The following is a 22,747-nucleotide window of genomic DNA, read 5'->3' as shown; positions in this document are numbered from 1 at the left end:
TCCCCGGAGCCAGTTGGGGGCATGACGTCTCCACCGGCCGCGCAACCTCGAGGAGGGGCACGTGCTTGAGCCCGCGTACCAGGCGGACGTCGTGATCGTGGGGGCCGGGGTCGCCGGCCTCTCGGCGGCGCATCGGCTGACCAGCGCAGGAGTGACGACCGCGGTCCTGGAGGCCGCGCCCTGGGTCGGGGGCCGGATGTCGACCGAGAAGGTCGACGGCTTCCGGCTCGACCGCATCGGACAGCTGCTGTCCACGGCGTATCCCGAACTACGCCTCACCCCCGGCCTCGACGCCCTCGCGCTGCGCCTGTTCGCCCCGGGCGTGCTCGTCCACAGCGACGGCCGCCGCCACCTCGCGGGCGCGGTGCCGAGCGCGGGGGGCGCACGGGGCGCACTGCACGCCGTACGTGCGCTGGCGAGTGCGCCGAGGGTGCCCTCCCCGTCCTGGGTGCCGTCGCGCGGCCGGGCGGGCGGTACGACGGCTGCGGACGTGCCCCGGGTGCGCGCCGCGGCCCCGCTGGGCAGCGCCGTCGACCAGGCGCGGCTGACCGCGGCGCTGGCCCGGCTCGCGGGCATGCCCGTCGAACGCCTGCTGTCCCGGCCCGAGTTGCCCGCGGCCCAGGCCCTGGCCGCACGGGGCGTACCGGCCCGCACCATCGACGGGTTCCTGCGGCCCCTGCTCGCCGCGCTGCTGTGCGACCCGGAGCTGACGACGTCCAGCCGGTGCGCGGATCTCGCGCTCAGGGACTTCGCGGGCGGGCGGCTGTGTCTGCCGGAGGGCGGCGCCGAGACGCTGCCGGAGCTGCTGGCGCGGGCGCTGCCGCCGGGCACCGTGCACACCGGGGTCCGGGTGACCTCGGTGTCCACCAGCTCCGTCGCCACGGCCGAGCACGGGGAGATCCGGTGCCGGGCCGTGCTGCTGGCGACGGACGCGCGGGCCGCGGCCGCGCTGCTGCCGGGCCTGCGGGTGCCGGACTTCCACCGGCTGACGGTGGTCCACCACACCACGGACGAGCCGCCGGCGACGGGTGCGGCCCTTCTGCTCGACGCCGACCGCGGGGGGCCGGTGGCCCACACGGCCGTGGTCAGCGCGGTGGACCCGAGCCGGGCGCCGGCGGGCCGGGGGCTGGTCTCCTCGACGGTCCTGGGTCCGCCCCCGGCCGACCTGGACACCGCCGTGCGCACGCATCTGGCACGCCTGTACGGCACGTCGACGCGCCGCTGGGAGACGCTGGCCGTCCACCACACCGCCGAGGCCGTCCCGGCCATGCGGCCCCCGCACGACCTCCGCCGCCCGGTACGCCTCCTGGCCGGCCTCTACGTCTGCGGCGACCACCGAGACACCAGCACGGTCCAGGGAGCCCTCCACTCGGCCCGCCGAGCCGCCGCAGCGATCCTCACGGACCTGGGAGCAGGCTCAACGCACCAGGCGGACCCCCTCCCATCGGCAAGGGCCGCCTGAGGCGGCCTACCCGAGCGCAGCCACCTTGTCCCGATACCCCCGCACTGGCGCCGCGTCCTTGTACGGCTCCAACCGCCGCTCGAAATCCCTCACGTACTCCGTCGCCCGAACCGACCGCATGTCCGCCGCCGCACTCGCCGCCTCCGCCCCCAGCGCGCACGCCTGGTCCAGCTCGCCCAGGCCCAGGCGGGCGGAGGCGAGGACGACGCGGCAGAAGAGACGGCTGCGGGCGTACGCCGGCGCACGCAGTTGCAGCGACCGCTCGGCGTGCTGCACCGCCGCCCGGAACTGCTGCAGGTCCCGGTGCGCGTGCCCGAACTCGTCGGCCAGCTGCGCCTCGTCGAAGAACCGCGCCCAGTACGGCACCTCGTCCCCCGAGCGCGCCGCCTCCAGCGCGCGCTCGGCCCGTACCAGCGAGGCCGTGCAGTTGCGGACCTCGCCGAGCACGCCGTGCCCGCGCGCCTCCGCCGCGTGCAGCAGGGCCTGCACCACGGGCGGCGCGTTCGTCCCGACCCCCTGCTGGGCCACGCGCGCGAGCTGCACCGCCTCGCGCCCGTGGCCGAGATAGACGGCCTGGCGGCTCATGGTGACCAGGACGTAGGAGCCGTACGCCCGGTCCCCGGCCGCCTGCGCGAGCCGCAGCGCCTGCACGAAGTACCGCTGCGCGAGTCCGTGCGCGGCGATGTCGTACGAGGTCCAGCCCGCGAGCCGGGTGAGGTCGGCCGCCGCCGCGAACAGCTTGCGGCCGGTCTGCTCGCCGTACGTGCCGCGCAGCATCGGCTCGCACTCGTGCTCCAGGTACCGCACGAGGGCCTGCCGGGCGTGCCCGCCGCCGTACATGTCGTCGAGGGTGCGGAAGAGCTCGCCGACCGAGCGGAGCGCGTTGATGTCGCCGCCGGTGACCCGCTGCCCGGGCCCGCGGTCGCCGTGTCCGCGCTGGCGGGGTACGGCCGGACGGCCCTGCGGGGGGATGCGGACGGGCTGTTCGGCGCGGGCCACCTTGTCGTCGGGCCGCCCGATCAGCCAGTCCCGGCTCGGTACGACCAGCCCGGCCGGTGTGAACGCGATCTTGCGCAGCTCGGCGTGCGAGCCGGAGTCCTTGCGCCACAGCCCGCTGACGATGTCGACGGCCTCCTCGGGCGTGCCGGCGAACTCCAGCCCGGCGTACACCGGCGCACAGGCGTCGAGGCCGAGGTCCTGGGCCGTGAGTCTGCGCCCCAGGCGCCGGGTGAACACCTCGGCGATCAGGGCGGGAGTGGTGCCGCGCGGCTGCTGCCCGCGCAGCCAGCGTGTCACGGACGTCTTGTCGTATCGCAGGTCAAGTCCGTGTTCGAGACCGAGTTGGTCCACGCGCCGGGCGAGCCCCGCGTTGGAGAACCCCGCTTCTGCGATGAGCGCGGCGAGCTGTCGGTTGGGAGTGCGCTGCGCGGGTCGTTCCGTCATCTGCGGTGCGGTCTCCTGCCTTTCGGGCCTTCCCCGGGGCCGAGGTGGCCTCCGAGTGCCCGGATTGCCTGTGAGCAGCCCTTATGGCCTCTGCGAACGGCGCGAATGTAGCGGAGAGTGAGCAGACGGTCGCACGCTTCCCCGTTCGTTCATCCGATCGTGTGAGGATTGGCCGCCGGGCTGACGCAGGACGGTCGGTCGTACAGTGGCGTAGGCACGTTTCGTGCCTTACGAGCTTCCAGGGAGGCGCTTGCCGTGAGTGAGCTGCGGTTCGTCCGTATGGGATTCGGTACCGAGGCCGTGGACTACCAGGTGGCGTGGGACGAGCAGCGCCGGGTGCACGCGGCGCGCTTCGCGGACGAGGTCCCCGACACCGTGCTGCTTCTGGAGCACCCGCCGGTCTACACGGCCGGCCGGCGCACGGCGGACAACGAGCGCCCCCTCGACGGCACCCCGGTCATCGACGTGGACCGCGGCGGCAAGATCACCTGGCACGGACCGGGCCAGCTGGTCGGCTACCCCATCCAGAAGCTGCCGCGCCCGGTGGACGTGGTCGCGCATCTGCGCCGGCTCGAGGACGCGATGATCCGGGTCTGCGCGGAGTTCGGCGTCGAGACCAGCCGGGTGGAGGGCCGGGCCGGCGTCTGGGTCCTCGGCGACCCCGTCGAGCGGCGCCCGGCCCTGGGCGGGCTCTCCCTCGACTTCGACCCCCGTCTGACCGACGAGGAGTTCGACCCCCGCCTCAACGGCCCGGAGTACGCCCCCTCCAACGCCGGCCAGCGCCGCGAGGACCGCAAGATCTGCGCCATGGGCATCCGGGTCGCCAAGGGCGTCACGATGCACGGCTTCGCCCTGAACGTGAACCCGGACACCTCCAACTTCGACAAGATCATCCCCTGTGGCATCCGTGACGCGGGCGTCACCTCCCTCGCGCACGAGCTGGGCCGCGAGCTGACCATCGCCGACGTACTGCCGGTCGTCGAGCGCCACTTGACGGACGTACTCGGGAACGCGGACCTGCGGCCGAGGGTGATCGAGAAGACACCGGCGGCCTGAACACGGCCCAGGGCTTTCAAATCCACGGGCGTACCCTTGAGCACGCCGAAGAATCAATCGCTAGGGAGCCGGTCGTGTCCGCAGTCAACCCCGACGGACGCAAGATGCTGCGCCTGGAGGTCCGCAACAGCCAGACCCCCATCGAGCGTAAGCCCGAGTGGATCAAGACGCGGGCGAAAATGGGTCCCGAGTACACCAGGATGCAGAACCTCGTGAAGAGCGAGGGCCTGCACACGGTCTGCCAGGAAGCCGGCTGCCCCAACATCTACGAGTGCTGGGAGGACCGCGAGGCGACCTTCCTCATCGGCGGCGACCAGTGCACCCGGCGCTGCGACTTCTGCCAGATCGACACCGGCAAGCCCGAGGCCCTCGACCGTGACGAGCCGCGCCGCGTCGGCGAGTCCGTCGTCACCATGGACCTGAACTACGCCACCATCACCGGCGTCGCCCGCGACGACCTGGCGGACGGCGGCGCCTGGCTGTACGCGGAGACGGTCCGCCAGATCCACGCCCAGACGGCCGGCCGCGAGGGCGGCCACACCAAGGTCGAGCTCCTCGCCCCCGACTTCAACGCGGTCCCCGAGCAGCTGGCCGAGGTCTTCTCCTCCCGCCCCGAGGTCTTCGCGCACAACGTCGAGACGGTCCCCCGCATCTTCAAGCGCATCCGCCCCGGCTTCCGCTACGAGCGTTCCCTGAAGGTCATCACCGAGGCCCGCGACGTCGGCCTGGTCACCAAGTCGAACCTCATCCTCGGCATGGGCGAGACCCGCGAGGAGGTCAGCGACGCGCTGCGGCAGCTGCACGAGGCCGGCTGCGAGCTGGTCACCATCACGCAGTACCTGCGCCCGAGCGTCCGGCACCACCCCGTGGAGCGCTGGGTGAAGCCGCAGGAGTTCGTGGAGCTGAAGGAGGAGGCCGAGCAGATCGGCTTCTCCGGCGTGATGTCCGGCCCCCTGGTCCGCTCCTCCTACCGCGCCGGCCGGCTCTACCAGATGGCGGTGGAGAAGCGGGGCGCCTACGTGGCCTCCCAGGCGGTCTGATGGCACGGAGTGCCACTCCAAACGTGTGAATCTGCGCACAAGTTGCTACCCACGAGTAGTGGCCGATAGAACGCGGTCCTGAACGTCCTCGCTGCTAGCGGCGCCGTCAGGGCCGCGTCCCTGTTTGCGCGCCACGAATCAAGCCTTCATTCGTGTTTGACCGGTCGGTCACGCCCTGGTAACACCAATCAGTGACCCTGGTTGTACAGCCCGTGCACCACCCAGGACAGCCGCCGACCCCGAGGGGGGACCTCGACCATGCAGGCCGCGCCGGTTCGCGCCACCGCCATCCCGTCGTTCACCGATGCACTCCGTGCCGTCGAGTCGTTGCTCCTGAGCGGCGGCCAGCGCACCGCCCGCCGCAACGCCTGGACCTCCGTCCTGGAGGACCGCCGCCGCGCCAAGGACCGGGTCGAGGCCCAGCGCGTCCTCGAGCAGTTCCCCTCCGTCCGCCCCTGAACCGCCCCTCCCCCCGTCCTTCCCGGCACTGCCGTCGTCGGCGCTTGTGGGGCCACGTAGACTTCGTGGCATGGCGAGGAAGGACAACGCGGCGGATGCCGCTAACCCCGGGCGACTGAAGCAGATCGCCCTGACGTACAAGATGACCCGCAGGGCCGACAAGAAGATCGGTCTTGTACTCGCGGCTGTCGGCATCGGCATCTTCGGTGTTTTCCTCGCGATCGGCTTCTTGATCGGTCACCCCATCTATCTCGGCATCCTGGGCCTGCTGCTCGCCTTCCTCGGAACGGCGATCGTGTTCGGGCGCCGGGCCGAGCGGGCCGCCTTCGGGCAGATGGAGGGCCAGCCGGGCGCCGCAGCGGCCGTGCTGGACAACATCGGCCGGGGCTGGACCACCACCCCCGCGGTGGCGATGAACCGCAGCCAGGACGTGGTGCACCGGGCCGTCGGCAAGGCCGGCATCGTCCTGGTCGCCGAGGGCAACCCGAACCGGGTCAAGACCCTGCTGGCCGCCGAGAAGAAGAAGATGAACCGCATCGTCGCGGACGTGCCGGTGCACGACATCATCGTCGGCACGGGCGACGGCCAGGTGGAGCTGAAGAAGGTGCGCACCACCATGCTGAAGCTCCCCCGCGTGCTGACCGGCCCCCAGGTGACCGCCACCAACGACCGGCTGCGCGCGATGGGCGACCTGATGAGCAACATGCCGCTGCCCAAGGGCCCGATGCCGAAGGGCATGAAGCTGCCGAAGGGCGGCCCGAAGGCCCGCTGACCCTCCTCGTGTCGAAGGGGCGCCCGCAGTCGCGGGCGCCCCTTCGCGTTGTCCGGGCCTTGCCATTGTACGGAGCGGTCAGACACGGACCTCGACCGTGCGGGCCAGCCGGTCGTGCAGGCCCCTGCCGTCGCGGTCCCAGATCAGGGCCGGGATGGCGACGCACAGCAGGGCCGTGCGCAGGACGCTCCGCAGGAAGGTGGGCTGCCCGGTACCGAGGTCGACCACGCGCAGGCCGAAGAGGCGCTTGCCGGGGGTGAAGCCGATCGTGCCGACGGTGAGGACGCCGAGGACGAAGAAGACCAGCAGGGCCCAGTTCCCGGTCGCGCCGGGCTGGTAGCCGTGTGTGATGAGACCGTATGCGATCAAGAGGCACAGGCCCCAGTCCACGGCCAGGGCGCCGAGCCGGCGTCCGGGGCGGGCGATCGAGCCCGGTCCCTGCTCGGGCAGACCGAGCTGTTCACCTCGGTATCCGAAGTCGACACCGGCGTCCTCGGCGGCCGCCCGGGGGCCCGAGAGCCACGATCCCACTGCTTCCCTCTTGTCCACGCGTCCACGGTACTGCCACCGTTTCGGGATACGGACAGGTGGGGTCAACCGGACGCACTCCGGTTAACTTGTGCGAAACAAATGGGTCACGCCCGAGAAATCACGCGTCCCTAGTGTCGAGGTCAGCGTGTGCCACCGCACTGGCCGCACGAACGAACTACCACCCCGGCGGGACAGGTCGGGAGTAGGAGGAGCTGGATGTTCCAGAACGCCGACGAGGCCAAGAAGTTCATCGCGGACGAGGACGTCAAGTTCGTCGACGTCCGCTTCTGCGACCTGCCGGGCGTCATGCAGCACTTCACGGTGCCCGTCGAGGCGTTCGACCCGGACGACGAGCTCGCCTTCGACGGATCCTCGATCCGTGGTTTCCAGGCGATCCACGAGTCCGACATGGCGCTGCGCGCGGACCTGTCGACCGCCCGGGTCGACCCCTTCCGCCGGGACAAGACGCTCAACATCAACTTCTTCATCCACGACCCGATCACGGGCGAGCAGTACTCCCGTGACCCGCGCAACGTGGCGAAGAAGGCCGAGGCCTACCTCGCCTCCACCGGTATCGCGGACACCGCGTACTTCGGTCCCGAGGCCGAGTTCTACGTCTTCGACAGCGTCCGTTTCGCCACCTCGGCGAACGAGAGCTTCTACCACATCGACTCCGAGGCCGGCGCCTGGAACACCGGCGCCCTCGAGGACAACCGCGGTTACAAGGTCCGCTACAAGGGCGGCTACTTCCCGGTCCCGCCGGTCGACCACTTCGCCGACCTGCGCGCCGAGATCTCCCTGGAGCTGGAGCGGTCCGGCCTGAAGGTCGAGCGCCAGCACCACGAGGTGGGCACCGCCGGCCAGGCGGAGATCAACTACAAGTTCAACACGCTGCTCGCCGCGGCCGACGACCTCCAGCTCTTCAAGTACATCGTGAAGAACGTCGCCTGGCGCAACGGCAAGACCGCGACCTTCATGCCGAAGCCGATCTTCGGCGACAACGGCTCGGGCATGCACGTGCACCAGTCGCTGTGGAGCAACGGCGACCCGCTGTTCTACGACGAGGCCGGTTACGCGGGCCTGTCGGACACCGCCCGCTACTACATCGGCGGCATCCTCAAGCACGCCCCGTCGCTGCTGGCCTTCACCAACCCGACGGTGAACTCCTACCACCGTCTGGTGCCGGGCTTCGAGGCGCCGATCAACCTGGTGTACTCGCAGCGCAACCGCTCCGCGGCCATGCGTATCCCGATCACGGGCTCCAACCCGAAGGCCAAGCGCGTCGAGTTCCGCGCGCCCGACTCCTCCGGCAACCCGTACCTGGCCTTCTCGGCCCTGCTGCTCGCGGGCCTGGACGGCATCAAGAACAAGATCGAGCCGGCCGAGCCGATCGACAAGGACCTCTACGAGCTGGCTCCCGAGGAGCACGCCAACGTCGCGCAGGTCCCGACCTCGCTCCCGGCCGTCCTCGACTCCCTCGAGCGCGACCACGAGTTCCTGCTCGCCGGTGACGTCTTCACGGCCGACCTGATCGAGACCTGGATCGACTTCAAGCGCGCCAACGAGATCGCCCCGCTGCAGCTGCGTCCGCACCCGCACGAGTTCGAGCTCTACTTCGACGTGTGATCGGCCCCTGAGCCGTCTTTCGGCCACGCCCCCGTTCCGGTTTCCCGGGACGGGGGCGTCGTCGTATGGTGTGCGGCACAGCTGTTCGACAGGGGCGGCGGTGTCGAGGGGGAGAGACGGGGATGGCCCAACAGGACGATGCCGAGCGGGAGTTCGACCTCAAATGGGCGGACCGGGCGGAGCACAAGGAGTCTTCCGCACGGGCCCGGATGCTGGCCGCGCGCTGGCGGGAGAACCCGCCCGAGCCGCAGCCCTTCCGCGCCGACCCGGGCCCGGTGACCCCGCGCAGGTCCTCGTGGATGTCGACGGCGCTGGTGTTCGGGACCGTGGCGGTGGTGATCGTCCTGCTGGGATGGGTGCGTTTCCGGGCGCCGTACTAGGACGCGCGCGGGCCTCCCACAGGGACCTTTTGCAGCTCCTAGGGCCGTTGTGGACCACTTCATGGGAAGCGCGGGGTGCACACTGGCAGTGGGACGAGTGCCTGACTGCGGGGTGATGCACAATGCAGAGCCGTTTCCGGAGCGACCGGCGGCTGACCGTGCGGATGACGGTCACGATGTTCCTGCTCGGATTGCTGTACGTGGCCTTCGTCGCCGCGTTGATCGTGTTGCTGAAGTCATGGCTGCTGGTCGTGGTGCTGATCGCGGCCATGTTCGTCGCCCAGTTCTGGTTCTCCGACCGGATCGCGATGTTCGCCATGCGCGGGCGGGTCGTGGAGCGCGAGGAGTATCCCGAGCTGCACGCGGTGATCGACCGGCTGTGCGCGATCGCCGACATGCCCAAGCCCGTCGTCGCCGTGTCCGATATGGACATGCCGAACGCGTTCGCCACCGGACGCAACGCCGACCATGCCGTGGTCTGTGTGACGACCGGACTGCTGCGGCGGCTGGAGCCCGCCGAGCTGGAGGGCGTCCTCGCGCACGAGCTGTCCCACGTCGCGCACAAGGACGTCGCCGTCATCACCATCGCGTCGTTCCTCGGGGTGATCGCGGGACTGATCGTGCGGTTCGCCTTCTACTCCCAGCTCTTCGGCGGCGGACGCCGGGACCAGAACACCGCGGCGGTCTTCGCCGCCGTGATGGGTGTGTCGGCGGCCGTGTACGCGATCAGCTTCCTGCTGATCAGGGCGCTGTCCCGGTACCGGGAACTGGCCGCGGACCGGGCGGCGGCGCTGCTGACCGGGCGGCCCTCGGCGCTGGCCTCCGCGCTGACCAAGGTCTCCGGCGACATCGCCCGGATCCCCACCAAGGACCTGCGGACCGCGCAGGCCTTCAACGCCTTCTACTTCACCCCCGCCACCGGCAAGGAGCCCGGCATCGAGCGGTTCTTCTCCACCCACCCGAGCCTGGAACAACGGCTCGACCAGCTGGGCCGGATCTCGGCCGAGCTGGGTGAGGCACCCACCCCCGGAAAGGCGTGATGCATGGGGCTCCTGGACATCCTGCTCGGCCGCACCAAGCCGGCCCTGCCCGACCTCGACCAGCTCTTCGCGCTGCCGTCGGCGGCCGTGACCCTCGAGGCCGCGGCCGGTTTCACTCCGACCGGCACCGGCGCGGTGTGCTTCGCCACGGTCGAGGGCGCGGCCTTCGAGCAGACGCACCGGGAGGTCCAGGCCCTGCTGGACGCGGACGCCGACCGGGACGGGCCGCCGGTGGAGCTGAGCCAGGACGAGTTCGGCTACTCCTGGCTGGTCTCGCGCCGCTCCCCCGAGCAGCTGTCGGAGCTCGTCAACGACCTGCACGCCGTGAACAGTTCGATGGAGGTCAACGGCTTCGGGCCGCAACTGCTGTGCTCCCTGGCCGCGTTCGCGGGCGAGGGCGGCAAGCGGCTGGCGCTGGTGTACCTGTACAAGCGCGGCACGTTCTATCCGTTCGCGCCGCTGCCCGGTGCCGGACAGCGGCGCGACAACGCGCTGGAGCTGCAGATCAAGGCCGCGCTCGCCGGTGACCTGCGGATGGAACAGGACCTGAGCCGGTGGTTCCCGGTGTGGGGCGCTCCCGGCCTGTAGTCGTGGCCTGAAGTCCTGGCCTGAAGTCCCCGGCCCGTGGTCCTACTTGCCGCGCTCCTGGCGGCGGGCCTCCAGGGGGCGCTCGCGCCGGTAGCGGCGCTCCCACTTGGCCTGCTGGTCACGGCGCTTGCGGTACGCCTGGTAGGTGGCGGGGGCCGATCCCGACGCGCCGCCTCCCCCGGAGGACGACGGCGAGGAGTCCCGGCCGTACTGCAGGTAGAGGAAGAGGACGCCGGCCGCGGCCAGCCACCACACGTGGTTTCCGAATCCCAAGAGGACCAGGACGACGGTCCCGGCGATCAACATGGTGCCCATCACGGGCCTCCGTGAGCGAGGGTCGTTGAACGATCTGGACGTCCGACAGGGCGCTGGGGGAGGGCGCCCGTCCGTCGGTGCGTAGAGAGTAGCCCTGACAGCGGGGGGTGATGCCTGCCCGGAGACAAGCGGTGGTGAGCGGCTCCGCAACGCTCGTCCAGCGTAGGGAGACGGTCACTCCGCGTGCATCCCCTTTTTCGCGGGCTCACCTCGACCGGAGGTCCAGACGGTGCTCCACCACCTCGCGGGCCACCTCGGTGAGTCGGCGGCGGTGGAAGCGGGCGTGGGCGCGCAGCAGCCGGAAGGCCTCGTCGACGGTGACCGAGAGGTGGGCGGCCAGCGTGCCCTTGGCCTGCTCGATGACGATACGGCTGGTCAGCGCCTGGCCGAGCTGGTCGGCGAGGGCGCGGCTCGCGGACAGGCGCCGTTCCCGCTCCAGGGTCCAGCCGGCGACGTCGGTCAGGGACTGGCCGAGTTCCAGGAGTTCGGGGCGCAGCGCGGCGGTGCCAGGGCCCAGCAGCACCAGGGCGCCCAGGGTGTCGGCGCCGACGTGCAGGGGCAGGGCGGCGACCCGGCCGTAGCCCAGTTCCAGGGCGCGGGGCGTGTAGCGCGGCCAGTCGAGGCGCGCCCGCTCCCCGTCGAGTTCGGTGTCCGGCACCGGGCGGCCGGTGCGGTGGGTCTGCTGCCCGGGACCCTCGCCCCAGGCGGCGGCGTCCCGGGCCAGCCGCATGAACTCGGCGCCGGTGCCGGCCACCTGGGCCGGGGCGTGGTCGTCGGGGACGTACAGGACGGTCGCGGCGCAGTCGCCGAGCAGGGCGGTGCCGTGGGTCGCGAGGGCCTCGAGGAGGCCTGTGGGGTCGCGGGGCTCCGTGGTCTCCCCTCCGGCCGCGAGGTCGACGAACGCCTTCGCCAGCCGTTGCTGTGACACGGGGTTGGTCATGACCTCTCTCCGCCTCCCGGGACGCTCACCTCGGCCGTGCCGGTCACACGCGCTTTTTCCGCTTCCTTTACGGGTTCCCGCCTCCCCCGTCCGACACCTCAGCCGAGCCGCGGCTCCCCGCGCAGCACCCGCTCGGCCACGGAGCGGGTCGAGCTCGGCGAGGGCGCCGACACGGACACAGGAGAGGCTGAGCGGACGGCGGCCACCTCGTCGATGCCGAGTTCGCTCACCGCGGGACCGTGACCGGGCCGGCGGACGGTCAGCCCCGGGCCGCCGCCGTGACCGGCCGGACCTCGGCGGCCGTGTCCCGGGCCGGTCCCGCGCCGCCCAGGAACTCCAGTTCCTGGGCGGCGCGGGCGGACTCGTCCGAGGCGGCCACGGTGAGGTCGTCCGGGGAATCGGCCCCGACCAGGGAGACGGCGGCGCTGCCAGTGCGGCAGGCTTCCGCGACCCCGGTCATGAGGACGGCCTCGCGGACTGGTGCCGCCCGTTCCAGTCGGCGATCCGTGCCGGGTAGTCGTCCTGGAGCCGGGCCGCGGTCAGTTGGCGGTGCGCCGTCGACCGGTGGAGGCCGGCGATGCCGGTGCCCCGGCACGCCGAGAGCACGCGTCGGACGCCGCTCCTTGGCGGGCACGTGTTGCCTGCCGGGGTACTGGCACGGGCGGGCCGTTCACACCGGGGTGCGTGAACGGATGGCGGCCGAGGAATTCGGCTGCGGTGGGACAAGGGCCGATCCCCGGTCACACCTCGGGGGCCGCCCGGATCACTCCGGCGGCGATCGCGGCGCCCAGGGCGGCGTGGTCCGCGGTGTTCTGGTCGGCGTAGGCGAGCGCGAAGTCGGCGACGGCGTGGTCGAAGGTGTCGGCGCCGCCGAGGTAGGCGGCGATGGCGACGCGGTCGCCGGAGCGGGCGTGGGCGCGCGCCAGGGCGGTGCCGCACAGCCGGGCGTGGAGGAGCAGGTCGGCGGGGCTCATCCCGGCGACGTCGGCGGACCCCTTCCTGTCCCGCAGCTGCCGCCAGTAGAAGGCGCGTCCCTGCGGCCCGCTCATCCACCCCAGGAAGACGTCACTCGCGGCCTGCAGCAGGCGCTGCCCGGCGACCACACGGTGCCCGGGATGGACATAGGGCCCGGTCGGCAGATGCTCCTCGAGGACGGAGGTGCGGGCCTCCTTGATCTGCAGGAACAGCAGGTCGTCGGGGTCGCGGCCGGCGAGCAGCACGACGAAGCAGCGCAGCCCGACGCTGCCGACGCCGACGACCTTGCGGGCGGCGTCCACGAAGCGGTAGCGGTCCAGGAGCAGCCGGCGCTCCTCGGAGAGGGTGGAGCGGTAGTCGCTGAAGATCTTGCGCAGGGAGGCCGTGTCGGAGGCGCCGGCGGGTTCCAGCAGCGGCGGGTCGTGGAGGATCCGCCGCCTGCCGTCGACGACCTCGGTCAGCTTGGCGACGGTCTGCAGGCTCGTGCGGCGGCGGGCGCGGGTCAGGCTGGCGGCGGCCTGGCGTCGCCGACGCGCGGAACGCGCGAGCGGCAGCAGGCGGTCGGCGTCGATGCGCTCGTACCAGACCTCCAGCTCGCCGCGCGCGGCCAGGCGTCGCATGGCGGTCCGGTACGACGTGACCGCCTCCGTCGCCGCGCGGCGCACCTTGTCCGCGTCGTGGCCGTTCTCCCGGCCGGCGACGACGACGCTGACGGCGAGCCGTTCCACGTCCCACTCGAAGGGGCCGGGGAACGTCTCGTCGAAGTCGTTGAGATCGAAGAACAGGGTGCGTTCCGGGGACGCGTACAGCCCGAAGTTGAGCAGATGGGCGTCCCCGCACAGCTGCACGGTGAGCCCGGTGTGCGGCCGGGAGGCCAGATCGGCGGCCATCACGGCGGCCGACCCGCGCAGGAAGGCGAACGGCGACGCGGCCATCCGCCCGTACCGGACCGGCAGCAGTTCCGGCAGCCGGTCCCGCCCCTGCCGTTCCAGTACGGCGACGGGGTCGTCCCGGTCGACGGGCGCGACCCACCCGGCGTGCCCGGACCGCTGGACCCGCTTACGGGCGGCCTTGCCCTGCTCGGCACGGTCGACAGGGGAACTCACGCGACCCACCGCACAACCACGTTCCACCCCATCACGCCTCCCACCGCCTCGGCTCGTTCGCCGTGCCGCCTCTTGATCGCAGTGAAGGCGGGGACGGGGGTGAGCGCATGCCGGGTACGGCGATCGGGTGACAGGAGGGGGTACGGTCGCGGACGGATGTGTGTGCCCGGATGCGTGTGTGCTTGATACGTGTGCCCGGATGCCGGACGGGCGCCGGCGGGAAGGAAGGCCGATCCATGATCCTCCCGAAGGTCAGGGACCCTCGCTTCGTGACCGTGCGCCGTGGCGGGACCCTCACTGACGCGGATCACCGTCTCCTCGCGCTCTGGGCGGCGGACTGCGCGGAGCACGTCCTCGGCCTCTTCGAGTCGGCTCGGCCCGAGGACCCCCGACCGCGCCGGGCGATCGAGCACGCCCGCGCCTGGGTGCGGGGCGAGGTCAGGATGATGGAGGCTCGTGCGGCGGGCGGTCATGCGATGGGGGCCGCCCGAGACCTGCGGGGCGCGGCACGGCACGCCGCGTACGCGGCCGGCCAGGCCGCGGTCGTGGCGCACGTCGCCGCGCACGAACTCGGCGCGGCGGCTTATGCGATCAAGGCCGCGCGAGCCGCGGTACCGGCCCACGAGAGTACCGCCGCGGGACGCCTGGAGTGCCGCTGGCAGCGCGACCGACTCCCGGAGGCGGTCAGGGACCTCGTACTCGACGACCAACGCCTGCGCAACGACATCTGCTGGTCGGTCTTCGGCTGCTGAGCCCTCCACGCCCCGAAGCGACCGGGCGCAGACACCGCAGGAACCGCGTCCCCGGGGGTCGGGAAAGGCGACCGCGGCGACCGCGTGAGTGCGGATCCACGCGCCGAGCGTCCGGACGCCGGAGCACAGGAACCGCGTCCGCGGGGCGGGGACGGCGACCGGGACATCCGGGGACGTCGGAGGCAAGCCGCGCCTCCTTCGCACGGCTCGCCGACGTACCGTCGAACCGCGTCGCGCCGAGCGTCCGGACGCCGGAGCGCAGGAACCGCGTCCGCGGGGTCTGGACGGCGATCGCGGCGTCCGGAGACGTGGAAGCGAGCCGCGCCTCCTTCGCACGGCTCGTCAGCGAACCGCGTCGCGACCGGCGCCTCGGTTCTGCGTGACTGCGGGTCCACGTGCCCAGCGTCCGGACGCCGGGACGCAGGAACCGCCCCCGCGGCGTCCGTGTTCGTGCGCAGCCGCGCGCCGAGCTTCCGGGCGCCCGAGCGCGGGAACCGCAGAACCCGCGTGCGCGGGGTCCTGGACAGCGACCGCGGTGGCCGCGTGGGTGTCTGTCCCCGCGGTCGGCGAGGTCGGGGGTGGGCGTTGTCAGTGGGGGTCGGGAAGATGGGGGCACGGGTGCCGGGACAGGTGGAGGGTGTGATGGGTGACGGGGTGCGGTACATCGGGGTGGCCGAGCGGCGGGCGCGGCTGGCGGTGCGGCATCGGCTGGCGGTGGGGGCGCGGGGAGACTCTCCGGAGGACGTCGCGGGTTCGCTTGTCGCGCTGCACGGGACGGACCCGGCGACGGTGTATCTCGCGGTGGGCGCGCGGCTGAGGGACGCGGCGCGGACGGTGCCCGAGACGGAGCGGGCGCTGTACGACGACCGTTCCCTGGTGCGGATGCACGGCATGCGTCACACGGTGTTCGTCCTCCCCACCGGCCTCACCGCCGTCGTCCACGCGTCGACCGGCCTCGCCGTGGCCGCCAAGGCCCGCGCCAAACTGGTCCAGGACATGGCGAACGCGGGGGCGCCGGACGCTGCCTGGCTGAAGGAGGTCGAGGAGTCGCTGCTGGCCGCCCTGGCCCGGCGCGGCCAGGCGACGGCGACCGAACTCGCCCAGGACGAGCCCCGGTTGCGGGAGCAGTTCGTGTACGCGGCCGGCAAGAGCTACGAGGGCGTCCACACGGTCTCGGGCCGGCTGCTGCGGGTGCTGGGCGTCGAGGGCAAGGTGGTCCGGGGGCGCCCGCTCGGCTCGTGGACGTCGACCCAGTTCCGCTGGGCGGTGGCGCCGGCGCATCCGGAGCTCGACGTGGCCGAGGCGCAGGCGGAGTTGACGAGGCGTTGGCTGGCCTCGTGCGGACCGGCGACCGAGGCCGACCTGAAGTGGTGGACGGGGTGGAAGGTCACCGACGTCCGGCGCGCGCTGACGGCGATCGGGGCGCGGGAGGTGTCGGTCGACGAGGGCGCGGCGTACGTCACCGCGGACGACGTCGCTCCGGAGGGTCCCGTGGAGCCCTGGGCGGCACTGCTGCCGGCGCTGGATCCGACGGCGATGGGCTGGCAGGCACGGGACTGGTATCTCGCGCCGGACCTGCGGCCCTCGCTGTTCGACCGCAGCGGGAACGTGGGGCCGACGGTGTGGTGGGACGGGCGGGTCGTCGGGGGCTGGGCCCAGCGCGCCGACGGGGAGATCGCGTGGCGCCTCCTCGACGAGAAGGGCGTGGGGCGCGAGGCGAAGGCGGCGATCGCGGCGGAGGCGGAGCGGTTGCGGGCGTGGATGGGGACGAGTCGGGTCACGCCCCGCTTTCCGACGCCGGTGGACAAGGAGTTGGCAAGGGGGTAGCGGGCGGACGTGCCGGGCGCCGCGTGTGCGGCGGCGCCCGGCACCGGCCTCATCGGCTGTAGCGCATCAGCGCCCGCACCATGTGGCACGTCGTGTCCGACGGCGGGTGGACTCCGATCAGTTCCGCCGTGTGCCGGATCGTCTCGTCGCGGGCCTGGTTCGGCATGTAGACGCCCGAGTCGAGCAGGGCGATGGCGAGACGCATCGCCTTCAGGCGCCGGTTGTGCGTGACGTACCACTCGCGGGGCCGGCCCGGCGGCAACCGGCGCTTCTCCACGGGTTCGTACGGCAGGTCGAGCAGGACGGGGCGCTTCACAGTGGACTGGGTCGGCTTCGGCTTCAGTGCGGCAGCGGGCACAGGCATCCTCCTGTCGCGGACAGGGTGTTCACCAGGGCCTTCGACGCCCCCGGCAACACCCTCGAACACTTCTTCTAGTGTACCGCCCGCCACTGACAAAAGCCCCTGGCCACAAGGGCTTTCGGCACTCCCCTCGCGTACCGTTGACCCCATGGAGATCTGGATCAACCCGGCCTGTTCCAAGTGCCGCAGCGCCATCAGCCTGCTCGACGCCGAGGGCGCGGACTACACCGTCCGCCGCTACCTGGAGGACGTACCGAGCGAGGGCGAGATCAGGGACGTACTCGACCGTCTCGGGCTCGAACCGTGGGACATCACCCGCACCCAGGAGGCGGACGCGAAGGAGCTCGGTCTCAAGGAGTGGGCGCGGGACGCCGGTTCGCGGGACCGGTGGATCAGGGCGCTCGCCGAGCGTCCCCGGCTGATCCAGCGTCCGATCATCACGGCGGACGACGGCACGGCAGTGGTGGGCCGCACGGAGGAGGCCGTACGCGAGGCGCTGTCGCGGGAGTGAGCGACGGCCGAGCGACCAACGCAGGTGTGACGCAGGTTACTTCAGAGACTCGTGTAACCACTGAGTAACCTCGTTCGGTATCTCGTACATAGCGGGGTACGCTCCCCTACCTCTTCAGGAGGCGCGCATGTCGCGTAGGAGAACTGTCAGTACGAGGAAGAAGCTCGCGATCCTGGTGAGCGCGGCGGCGGTGGCGGGCGGTGGGGCCTTCGCGATGGCGTCGACCTCGAACGCCGCGCAGACCCCGCCCGCCGCGAAGACCCTGTCGGCCGCGAACTCGACGGTCTGTCAGGGGCTCGCCACCGCCCTCGGCAACAACGAGAGGTTCATCGCCGGGCAGAAGGCGAATCCGGACGCGCAGTCCGCGGCCCGGATCGCCAACCGTGACGCGGTCATCGCGCAGATCAAGGTCCAGCAGCAGGCGTCGGGTTGTGCGGTTGGGGAGTCGGCTCAGGACTCCCAGGCCACGCAGCCCGCACAGTCGGCGCAGCCCGCGCAGCAGCAGACCGCTCAGCCGGCGCAGACGGCTCCCGCGGGAAACGCGAACTCCGGGGCGGGCGCGAACACCGGTGGCGCTGCCGCCTCCGGCTCCGCGCAGCAGGTCTGCAAGGGCTCCACCGTGACCCTCTCGGGCGAGGCCGGCGCACCTGCCGCGTCCAGCAACCAGTTCCCGGCGGGGACGACGCTGAGGGTCACCAACCTGGACAACAACAAGTCCACGACGGTGAAGGTCACCTCGGTGTCCGGGAGTTGCGCGCTGCTCAACAACGCGGCCTTCGAACAGGTGCGGGAGCCCGGCAAGTTCCTGATCCGGCGCGCGCTGATCGAGAAGGTGGGGTGAGGCTCAAGGGTTCAAGAACTCCGTGAGGCGGCGGCCGAGTTCGACGGGTGCGGACTGCGGCAGCATGTGATGGGAGACGTCGGGTAGGACGACCGTCTCCACGTGCGGCAGCAGCGCGTTCGCCGACTCCGCCACCTCGTACGTGTTGGGGGTGCCCCCGCTCGAGCGAAGTCGAGAGTGGGGGAGTGTCCTGCTGTTCTCGGCCAGGAACAGCAGGACCGGCATGTCCAGCGCGCGCAGCGCGTCCGGGGCCGGGCGCGGACCGGTCACCGGCTTCGACACGGAGGGGAAGCCGGCGGCCGCCTCCTGGAGGCGGAGCCAGTCGGGGTCGAGGGGTGCTCCCCCGGTCTCCCACTCCAGGAACGCCCTGGCCCTGCGGGGCGTGGGCCGCAGCACCAGCGGCAGGGCGCGCAGCAGGTACGCCGGGCGGAAGCCGGTGAAGCAGGTCGTGGGGTCCAGCAGGACGAGGCGGCGCACGCGCGCGGGTGCGTGCAGGGCGTGGTGCAGCGCGAGCCGGCCGCCGTACGAGTGCCCGCCCAGGTCCGTCTCGTCGATGCCGAGCCCGTCGAGGACCGCGTCCAGCCAGACCACCAGGTCGGCGACCGTACGGGGGTGACGGTCGCCGGCCTCGGTACCCCGCCCGGCACAGCCGGGGAGGTCGACGGCGAGGACCCGGTGGGTGCGGGCGAGGTCGGCGGCCTGGGCGTACCAGCTGGCGGAGGTGGCTCCCCCGCCGCCCGGGAGCAGGACGACCGCGGGGGCGTTGCGGGGGCCGCAGGCATTGACGTACGCCACGCCGAAGGGCGTGGGCACGGTCACCGCCTCCCGCTCGGCGGGCCACTTCGCCATGACCTTGTCGTACGCCGCCAGGAAACCGTCGATGTCGAACGTGCCCCTCATGGTCACGCCTCCCCTGTCATCCCGCTCGGCTATTATCTCGCTCAGCGAGATTCTTGTTGAGCGAGACGATACCGGAGAAGCACATGCGGCCCCAGGACCCGGAGCTGGAGCTCGTCCATCTGCTGCGCGCGACGGTCGTCGAACTGGGCCTGCACAGCGCGCGGTTCGCGGCCCGCACCGGCATGCACCCCACCGACGTGCGCGCCCTGATCGCGCTGATGGACGCCTCCCGGGCCGGTGAGGAGATGACGGCCGGGCGGCTCGGGGCCGGGCTCGGGCTGAACTCGGCGGGGACCACGGCGCTGGTCGACCGGCTGGAGCGGGCGGGGCATGTGCGGCGGGTGCGGGCGGCCGGAGACCGGCGCAAGGTGCTCGTCGAGGTGGACGAGCGGGCCGTCGCGCTCGGGTGGGAGCATTTCGGGCCGCTCATCGGCCGCGTGGTGGAACTCCTGCGTGTGTACGACGAGCGGGAGCTGGCCGCGATCCGGGGGTTCCTGGAGGGGGTGCGGGAGGCGGCAGGCGGGGAGGACTGAGCGGGATGGCCGTCTCACACCGTGAATCGCGCCACACCACTGCCCGGTAACACGGGGTTCACATTCGAGCAATCGACGGGAAATCGCCTGTTGACAGGCTCGCGGGCATCACCGCGGCGCCCCAGTGCCGCAGCGCCGCAGCACCCGCAAGTGCGTCAGACACACCCCCGAAGGAAGTGGCCCGTGACCTTCAAGGCTGAGTACATCTGGATCGACGGCACCCAGCCGACCGCCAAGCTCCGTTCCAAGACGAAGATCATCGCGGGTGAGCCCGCCGGTCTGGACGCGCTGCCGATCTGGGGCTTCGACGGGTCCTCCACCAACCAGGCCGAGGGCCACGCCTCGGACCGTGTCCTCAAGCCGGTCTTCACCTGCCCCGACCCGATCCGCGGCGGGAACGACGTCCTCGTCATGTGCGAGGTCCTCGACATCGACATGACGCCGCACGAGTCCAACACCCGTGCCGCGCTGGCCGAGGTCGCGGAGAAGTTCGCCGCGCAGGAGCCGATCTTCGGTATCGAGCAGGAGTACACCTTCTTCCAGGACGGCTACCCGCTCGGCTTCCCCAAGGGCGGCTTCCCGGCCCCGCAGGGCGGCTACTACTGCGGTGTCGGCGCGGACGAGATCTTCGGCCGTGACGTCGTCGAGGCGCACCTGGACAACTGCCTGAAGGCGGGCCTGGGCATCTCCGGCATCAACGCCGAGGTCATGCCCGGCCAGTGGGAGTTCCAGGTCGGCCCGCTGGCCCCGCTCGAGGTCTCGGACCAGCTGTGGATCGCCCGCTGGCTGCTCTACCGCACCGCCGAGGACTTCGGCGTCGCCGCGACGCTGGACCCGAAGCCGGTGAAGGGCGACTGGAACGGCGCCGGCGCGCACACCAACTTCTCCACCAAGGCGATGCGCGAGGGCTACGACGCGATCATCACCGCCGCCGAGTCGCTGGGCGAGGGCTCCAAGCCGCTCGACCACGTCAAGAACTACGGCGCCGGCATCGACGACCGGCTGACCGGCCTGCACGAGACCGCCCCGTGGAACGAGTACTCCTACGGCGTCTCCAACCGCGGCGCCTCGGTCCGTATCCCCTGGCAGGTCGAGAAGGACGGCAAGGGCTACATCGAGGACCGCCGCCCGAACGCCAACGTCGACCCGTACGTCGTGACCCGGCTGCTCGTCGACACCTGCTGCTCCGCCCTGGAGAAGGCCGGCCAGGTCTGATCCGCTCAAGTTCCGCCCAGGGGGCGCCCACCGTCACGGTGGGCGCCCCCTGGCGTTCGGCGTCCTCGGCGGGCGGGCACCGGCGACTTCATGTCAAGGAAACGTCCAAGCAGTGAGAGGAGTCTCCTCGTGAGGGCCGGTGTCTGCTTCAATGGGCCCATGGCCGGCTTCCAGAACCACACCGCGACGGGTCGCCCCGACCTCGAGCCGTTCTGGCCTTCCCGTCAGCACCACGACTTCGACCGGGTGTGTTGCCGCGCGACGAACGCGCCGGCCCTCTAAAGCCGTACAGGTCCTCAGCCGTACACGGTCTTCGGCCGACGCGAACGAGTACGTCCCCTCCGACGAACCTCTCGCGCGAAAGAGCTGACCTCTCATGGCGATCATGCGTTCCGTACCCACCGCGACGCTCGACACCCCCTCCCCCACCGGCTCCCGGCACCGTCTGCGGGCCGTGGACCGGGACGAGGTGATCGACGTGGCGGAGTTCCTGCCGCCGGGCGCCACCTGGCTGCCCGCGCCCCAGCACACCCTGCCCACGCTGCCCGGACAGCCGCCGATGGTGGGCTACCTCGTCCTCATCCCCGCCGACCGGCCGCACCTCGCCCCGGCCGGCCTCGCCGCGGCGGACCCCGCCGACACGGCGGAGGCCGGTCCCGAGACCGAGGCGCTCGTCCGGGTCGACCCCGTGCAGCGCACCGCCTCCGTGGACGGGCGCGAACTCGACCTGACCTACCTGGAGTTCGAGCTGCTCGCCCACCTGGTCGCGCACCCCGGCCGGGTGCACACCCGCGACCAGCTGGTCACCACCGTGTGGGGCTACGGCCACGTGGGCGACGGCCGTACGGTCGACGTCCACATCGCCCGGCTGCGCCGCAAGCTGGGCGCCGAGTACCGGCAGGCGATCCAGACGGTCCGCCGGGTCGGCTACAAGTACACCCCGCCGACGGGCCGTTGATCTGCTGACGGCAGAGCGCGGTTCCCTCCCGCGGACGGGCCGGGCACAGTCACCGGTATGAGACTTCTGGTGCTGGGTGGTACGGAGTTCGCGGGACGGGCCGTCGTCGAGGCGGCCCTCGGGCGCGGCTGGGAGGTGACCGTCCTCAACCGGGGGCGGCAGCGGCCCCCGGCCGGTGTGCGGGCCCTGCGGGGCGACCGCACCCAGGCCGACGGGCTCGCCGCCCTCGCGGAGGGCACCTGGGACGTCGTCGTCGACACCTGGTCGGCGGCGCCCCGGGCGGTGCACGAGTCGGCGCGGCTGCTGCGGGGCCGCGCCGGACGCTATGTGTACGTGTCCACCTGCTCGGTGTACGCCTGGCCCGCGCCGGCCGGGTACGACGAGGGCGTGCCGCTGGTCGAGGGCGCCGAGCCCGACGCCGACGGCACGGACTACGCGCGCGACAAGCGCGGTGCCGAGCTCGCGGTCGTGGACGCGTTCGGCGCGGACCGTTCCGTGCTGGTGCGGGCCGGGCTGATCCTCGGCCCGTACGAGAACATCGGGCGGCTGCCGTGGTGGCTGGGGCGGATCGCGCGGGGCGGGCCGGTGCTGGCGCCGGGGCCACGGGAGCTGCCGCTGCAGTACGTGGATGTGCGGGACCTGGCCGAGTGGGTGCTGGGGGCTGCCGAGCGGGAGCCGCAGGGGCCGTACAACCTGATGAGTCCTCAGGGGCACGCCACGATGGGGTCGTTGCTGGAGGCCTGCGCGGAGGTGACCGGGGGGACGGCACAACTGCGGTGGGTGGAGCCGGAGGTGGTCCTCGACGCCGGGATCGAACCGTGGACGCAGTTGCCGGTGTGGGTGCCGGCGGGGAGTGACCTGCATGACTTCCTGCACTCCGCGGACGTGTCCCGGGCGGTGGGGGCGGGGTTGAGGTGCCGACCCGTGGCGGAGACCGTCGCCGACACCTGGGCCTGGCTTCAGGAGATCGGGGGAAGGGCCCCGCAGCGGGCGGACCGGCCGTCGGTCGGGCTGGATCCGGTAGTGGAGGCGAAGGTGCTGGCCGGTCAGTGACCGGACCCCGTTCCCGGCGGTGTATCTGGCACCACCCCGGGAGCGGGGGGTCCGGCCCCGTGA

General features: G+C 72.0%; 27 protein-coding genes. 17 read left to right on the top strand and 10 right to left on the bottom strand.

Annotated elements, in window-relative coordinates:
* Positions 1–61: 61 nt before the first annotated feature.
* A complete protein-coding gene (locus MKW14_RS36340) occupies positions 62–1,462 on the top strand; it encodes an NAD(P)/FAD-dependent oxidoreductase (RefSeq protein ID WP_240870385.1) in 1,401 nt (466 codons plus the stop codon).
* Positions 1,463–1,468: 6 nt separating this feature from the next.
* On the opposite strand, the gene MKW14_RS36335 is transcribed toward MKW14_RS36340, so the two are convergent.
* On the bottom strand, positions 1,469–2,905 hold the full coding sequence (locus MKW14_RS36335) for an NsdA family TPR-like regulatory protein (RefSeq protein ID WP_240870384.1): 1,437 nt from the start codon (positions 2,903–2,905) through the stop codon (positions 1,469–1,471).
* A 168-nt stretch (positions 2,906–3,073) separates the two neighbouring features.
* Between MKW14_RS36335 and lipB the strand changes: the two genes are divergently transcribed.
* From lipB to MKW14_RS36315, 4 genes are all read left to right on the top strand, one after another.
* A complete protein-coding gene (gene lipB, locus MKW14_RS36330) occupies positions 3,074–3,961 on the top strand; it encodes a lipoyl(octanoyl) transferase LipB (protein WP_276622915.1) in 888 nt (295 codons plus the stop codon).
* Positions 3,962–4,035: 74 nt separating this feature from the next.
* Positions 4,036–5,001, top strand: a complete 966-nt coding sequence (gene lipA, locus MKW14_RS36325) for a lipoyl synthase (RefSeq protein WP_240870382.1) — start codon at positions 4,036–4,038, stop codon at positions 4,999–5,001.
* 258 nt (positions 5,002–5,259) lie between these two features.
* A complete protein-coding gene (locus MKW14_RS36320; protein ID WP_240870381.1) occupies positions 5,260–5,460 on the top strand; it encodes an SCO2195 family GlnR-regulated protein in 201 nt (66 codons plus the stop codon).
* A 70-nt stretch (positions 5,461–5,530) separates the two neighbouring features.
* Positions 5,531–6,232: a DUF4191 domain-containing protein gene (locus tag MKW14_RS36315; RefSeq protein ID WP_240870379.1), complete on the top strand. Its 702-nt coding sequence runs from the start codon at positions 5,531–5,533 to the stop codon at positions 6,230–6,232.
* 78 nt (positions 6,233–6,310) lie between these two features.
* Here MKW14_RS36315 and MKW14_RS36310 read toward each other — a convergent pair whose 3' ends face one another.
* A complete protein-coding gene (locus MKW14_RS36310; RefSeq protein WP_240870378.1) occupies positions 6,311–6,781 on the bottom strand; it encodes an RDD family protein in 471 nt (156 codons plus the stop codon).
* A gap of 198 nt (positions 6,782–6,979) precedes the next feature.
* Between MKW14_RS36310 and glnA the strand changes: the two genes are divergently transcribed.
* The 4 genes from glnA to pspAB all read left to right on the top strand — a co-directional run bounded on the left by glnA (position 6,980) and on the right by pspAB (position 10,397).
* Positions 6,980–8,389 carry a type I glutamate--ammonia ligase gene (glnA, locus tag MKW14_RS36305; protein ID WP_240870377.1) on the top strand — a complete coding sequence of 470 codons (1,410 nt, stop codon included), beginning with the start codon at positions 6,980–6,982 and terminating at the stop codon, positions 8,387–8,389.
* A 122-nt stretch (positions 8,390–8,511) separates the two neighbouring features.
* Positions 8,512–8,769 (top strand): SCO2583/SCO2584 N-terminal domain-containing protein, encoded by a 258-nt coding sequence (locus MKW14_RS36300; protein ID WP_240870376.1) that lies wholly within the window; start codon positions 8,512–8,514, stop codon positions 8,767–8,769.
* A 122-nt stretch (positions 8,770–8,891) separates the two neighbouring features.
* Positions 8,892–9,809 (top strand): zinc metalloprotease HtpX, encoded by a 918-nt coding sequence (gene htpX / locus MKW14_RS36295; protein ID WP_240870375.1) that lies wholly within the window; start codon positions 8,892–8,894, stop codon positions 9,807–9,809.
* Between the two features lie 3 nt (positions 9,810–9,812).
* On the top strand, positions 9,813–10,397 hold the full coding sequence (gene pspAB, locus MKW14_RS36290) for a PspA-associated protein PspAB (RefSeq protein ID WP_240870374.1): 585 nt from the start codon (positions 9,813–9,815) through the stop codon (positions 10,395–10,397).
* A 42-nt stretch (positions 10,398–10,439) separates the two neighbouring features.
* Here the strand turns inward: pspAB and MKW14_RS36285 are convergent, their stop codons facing one another.
* The 6 genes from MKW14_RS36285 to MKW14_RS36265 form a co-directional block, all read right to left on the bottom strand.
* The gene (locus tag MKW14_RS36285) at positions 10,440–10,712 is read right to left on the bottom strand and encodes a hypothetical protein (RefSeq protein WP_240870373.1); all 273 of its coding nucleotides are present in this window, start codon (positions 10,710–10,712) and stop codon (positions 10,440–10,442) included.
* 205 nt (positions 10,713–10,917) lie between these two features.
* Complete coding sequence (locus tag MKW14_RS36280) at positions 10,918–11,652, bottom strand: ANTAR domain-containing protein (RefSeq protein ID WP_240870371.1); 735 nt, start codon at positions 11,650–11,652, stop codon at positions 10,918–10,920.
* Between the two features lie 98 nt (positions 11,653–11,750).
* Positions 11,751–11,882 (bottom strand): hypothetical protein, encoded by a 132-nt coding sequence (locus tag MKW14_RS41095; RefSeq protein ID WP_276622910.1) that lies wholly within the window; start codon positions 11,880–11,882, stop codon positions 11,751–11,753.
* 29 nt (positions 11,883–11,911) lie between these two features.
* Positions 11,912–12,112, bottom strand: coding sequence for a hypothetical protein (locus MKW14_RS36275; RefSeq protein ID WP_240870369.1), 201 nt, complete (start codon positions 12,110–12,112; stop codon positions 11,912–11,914).
* Positions 12,109–12,258 (bottom strand): hypothetical protein, encoded by a 150-nt coding sequence (locus tag MKW14_RS36270; protein WP_240870368.1) that lies wholly within the window; start codon positions 12,256–12,258, stop codon positions 12,109–12,111. Before MKW14_RS36270 ends, MKW14_RS36275 begins: the two co-directional genes overlap by 4 nt.
* A gap of 134 nt (positions 12,259–12,392) precedes the next feature.
* Positions 12,393–13,733, bottom strand: a complete 1,341-nt coding sequence (locus tag MKW14_RS36265; protein WP_240870367.1) for a DUF2252 domain-containing protein — start codon at positions 13,731–13,733, stop codon at positions 12,393–12,395.
* 236 nt (positions 13,734–13,969) lie between these two features.
* Between MKW14_RS36265 and MKW14_RS36260 the strand changes: the two genes are divergently transcribed.
* Positions 13,970–14,485, top strand: coding sequence for a putative immunity protein (locus MKW14_RS36260; RefSeq protein ID WP_240870366.1), 516 nt, complete (start codon positions 13,970–13,972; stop codon positions 14,483–14,485).
* 642 nt (positions 14,486–15,127) lie between these two features.
* Positions 15,128–16,312 (top strand): winged helix DNA-binding domain-containing protein, encoded by a 1,185-nt coding sequence (locus MKW14_RS36255; protein ID WP_240870365.1) that lies wholly within the window; start codon positions 15,128–15,130, stop codon positions 16,310–16,312.
* Between the two features lie 49 nt (positions 16,313–16,361).
* Here the strand turns inward: MKW14_RS36255 and MKW14_RS36250 are convergent, their stop codons facing one another.
* Positions 16,362–16,670 (bottom strand): hypothetical protein, encoded by a 309-nt coding sequence (locus tag MKW14_RS36250; RefSeq protein WP_240870364.1) that lies wholly within the window; start codon positions 16,668–16,670, stop codon positions 16,362–16,364.
* A 151-nt stretch (positions 16,671–16,821) separates the two neighbouring features.
* Here MKW14_RS36250 and MKW14_RS36245 point away from each other — a divergent pair, with 151 nt between their 5' ends.
* Both MKW14_RS36245 and MKW14_RS36240 read left to right on the top strand, forming a co-directional pair.
* Positions 16,822–17,184, top strand: coding sequence for an arsenate reductase family protein (locus MKW14_RS36245; RefSeq protein ID WP_240870363.1), 363 nt, complete (start codon positions 16,822–16,824; stop codon positions 17,182–17,184).
* Between the two features lie 127 nt (positions 17,185–17,311).
* The gene (locus MKW14_RS36240; protein ID WP_240870362.1) at positions 17,312–18,025 is read left to right on the top strand and encodes an SCO2207 family protein; all 714 of its coding nucleotides are present in this window, start codon (positions 17,312–17,314) and stop codon (positions 18,023–18,025) included.
* Positions 18,026–18,028: 3 nt separating this feature from the next.
* Here the strand turns inward: MKW14_RS36240 and MKW14_RS36235 are convergent, their stop codons facing one another.
* On the bottom strand, positions 18,029–18,925 hold the full coding sequence (locus tag MKW14_RS36235; protein ID WP_240870361.1) for an alpha/beta fold hydrolase: 897 nt from the start codon (positions 18,923–18,925) through the stop codon (positions 18,029–18,031).
* 83 nt (positions 18,926–19,008) lie between these two features.
* On the opposite strand from MKW14_RS36235, the gene MKW14_RS36230 reads away from it, so the two are divergent.
* The 4 genes from MKW14_RS36230 to MKW14_RS36215 all read left to right on the top strand — a co-directional run bounded on the left by MKW14_RS36230 (position 19,009) and on the right by MKW14_RS36215 (position 22,684).
* The gene (locus MKW14_RS36230) at positions 19,009–19,458 is read left to right on the top strand and encodes a MarR family winged helix-turn-helix transcriptional regulator (protein ID WP_240870404.1); all 450 of its coding nucleotides are present in this window, start codon (positions 19,009–19,011) and stop codon (positions 19,456–19,458) included.
* Positions 19,459–19,641: 183 nt separating this feature from the next.
* The gene (gene glnII / locus MKW14_RS36225) at positions 19,642–20,673 is read left to right on the top strand and encodes a glutamine synthetase (RefSeq protein ID WP_240870360.1); all 1,032 of its coding nucleotides are present in this window, start codon (positions 19,642–19,644) and stop codon (positions 20,671–20,673) included.
* Between the two features lie 376 nt (positions 20,674–21,049).
* The gene (locus MKW14_RS36220; RefSeq protein WP_240870358.1) at positions 21,050–21,631 is read left to right on the top strand and encodes a winged helix-turn-helix domain-containing protein; all 582 of its coding nucleotides are present in this window, start codon (positions 21,050–21,052) and stop codon (positions 21,629–21,631) included.
* 57 nt (positions 21,632–21,688) lie between these two features.
* Positions 21,689–22,684, top strand: a complete 996-nt coding sequence (locus MKW14_RS36215) for an SDR family oxidoreductase (RefSeq protein ID WP_240870356.1) — start codon at positions 21,689–21,691, stop codon at positions 22,682–22,684.
* The last annotated feature ends 63 nt before the right edge of the window (positions 22,685–22,747 follow it).

The organism is Streptomyces gilvus (assembly GCF_022513565.1).
GTDB lineage: Bacteria > Actinomycetota > Actinomycetes > Streptomycetales > Streptomycetaceae > Streptomyces > Streptomyces gilvus.
This window is presented reverse-complemented; position numbering and strand designations above follow the sequence as displayed.

Bases quoted from the DNA above. Each gene is read 5' to 3' on its own strand.
- MKW14_RS36260 (WP_240870366.1), top strand. From the start codon at position 13,970: ATGATCCTCCCGAAGGTCAGGGACCCTCGCTTCGTGACCGTGCGCCGT.
- MKW14_RS36335 (WP_240870384.1), bottom strand. From the start codon at position 2,905: ATGACGGAACGACCCGCGCAGCGCACTCCCAACCGACAGCTCGCCGCG.
- MKW14_RS36220 (WP_240870358.1), top strand. From the start codon at position 21,050: ATGGCGATCATGCGTTCCGTACCCACCGCGACGCTCGACACCCCCTCC.
- MKW14_RS36280 (WP_240870371.1), bottom strand. From the start codon at position 11,652: ATGACCAACCCCGTGTCACAGCAACGGCTGGCGAAGGCGTTCGTCGAC.
- MKW14_RS36215 (WP_240870356.1), top strand. From the start codon at position 21,689: ATGAGACTTCTGGTGCTGGGTGGTACGGAGTTCGCGGGACGGGCCGTC.
- MKW14_RS36235 (WP_240870361.1), bottom strand. From the start codon at position 18,925: ATGAGGGGCACGTTCGACATCGACGGTTTCCTGGCGGCGTACGACAAG.
- MKW14_RS36275 (WP_240870369.1), bottom strand. From the start codon at position 12,112: ATGACCGGGGTCGCGGAAGCCTGCCGCACTGGCAGCGCCGCCGTCTCC.
- MKW14_RS36285 (WP_240870373.1), bottom strand. From the start codon at position 10,712: ATGGGCACCATGTTGATCGCCGGGACCGTCGTCCTGGTCCTCTTGGGA.
- pspAB (WP_240870374.1), top strand. From the start codon at position 9,813: ATGGGGCTCCTGGACATCCTGCTCGGCCGCACCAAGCCGGCCCTGCCC.
- MKW14_RS36245 (WP_240870363.1), top strand. From the start codon at position 16,822: ATGGAGATCTGGATCAACCCGGCCTGTTCCAAGTGCCGCAGCGCCATC.
- MKW14_RS36255 (WP_240870365.1), top strand. From the start codon at position 15,128: ATGGGTGACGGGGTGCGGTACATCGGGGTGGCCGAGCGGCGGGCGCGG.
- glnA (WP_240870377.1), top strand. From the start codon at position 6,980: ATGTTCCAGAACGCCGACGAGGCCAAGAAGTTCATCGCGGACGAGGAC.
- MKW14_RS36315 (WP_240870379.1), top strand. From the start codon at position 5,531: ATGGCGAGGAAGGACAACGCGGCGGATGCCGCTAACCCCGGGCGACTG.
- MKW14_RS36300 (WP_240870376.1), top strand. From the start codon at position 8,512: ATGGCCCAACAGGACGATGCCGAGCGGGAGTTCGACCTCAAATGGGCG.
- htpX (WP_240870375.1), top strand. From the start codon at position 8,892: ATGCAGAGCCGTTTCCGGAGCGACCGGCGGCTGACCGTGCGGATGACG.
- MKW14_RS36320 (WP_240870381.1), top strand. From the start codon at position 5,260: ATGCAGGCCGCGCCGGTTCGCGCCACCGCCATCCCGTCGTTCACCGAT.
- MKW14_RS36240 (WP_240870362.1), top strand. From the start codon at position 17,312: ATGTCGCGTAGGAGAACTGTCAGTACGAGGAAGAAGCTCGCGATCCTG.
- MKW14_RS36230 (WP_240870404.1), top strand. From the start codon at position 19,009: ATGCGGCCCCAGGACCCGGAGCTGGAGCTCGTCCATCTGCTGCGCGCG.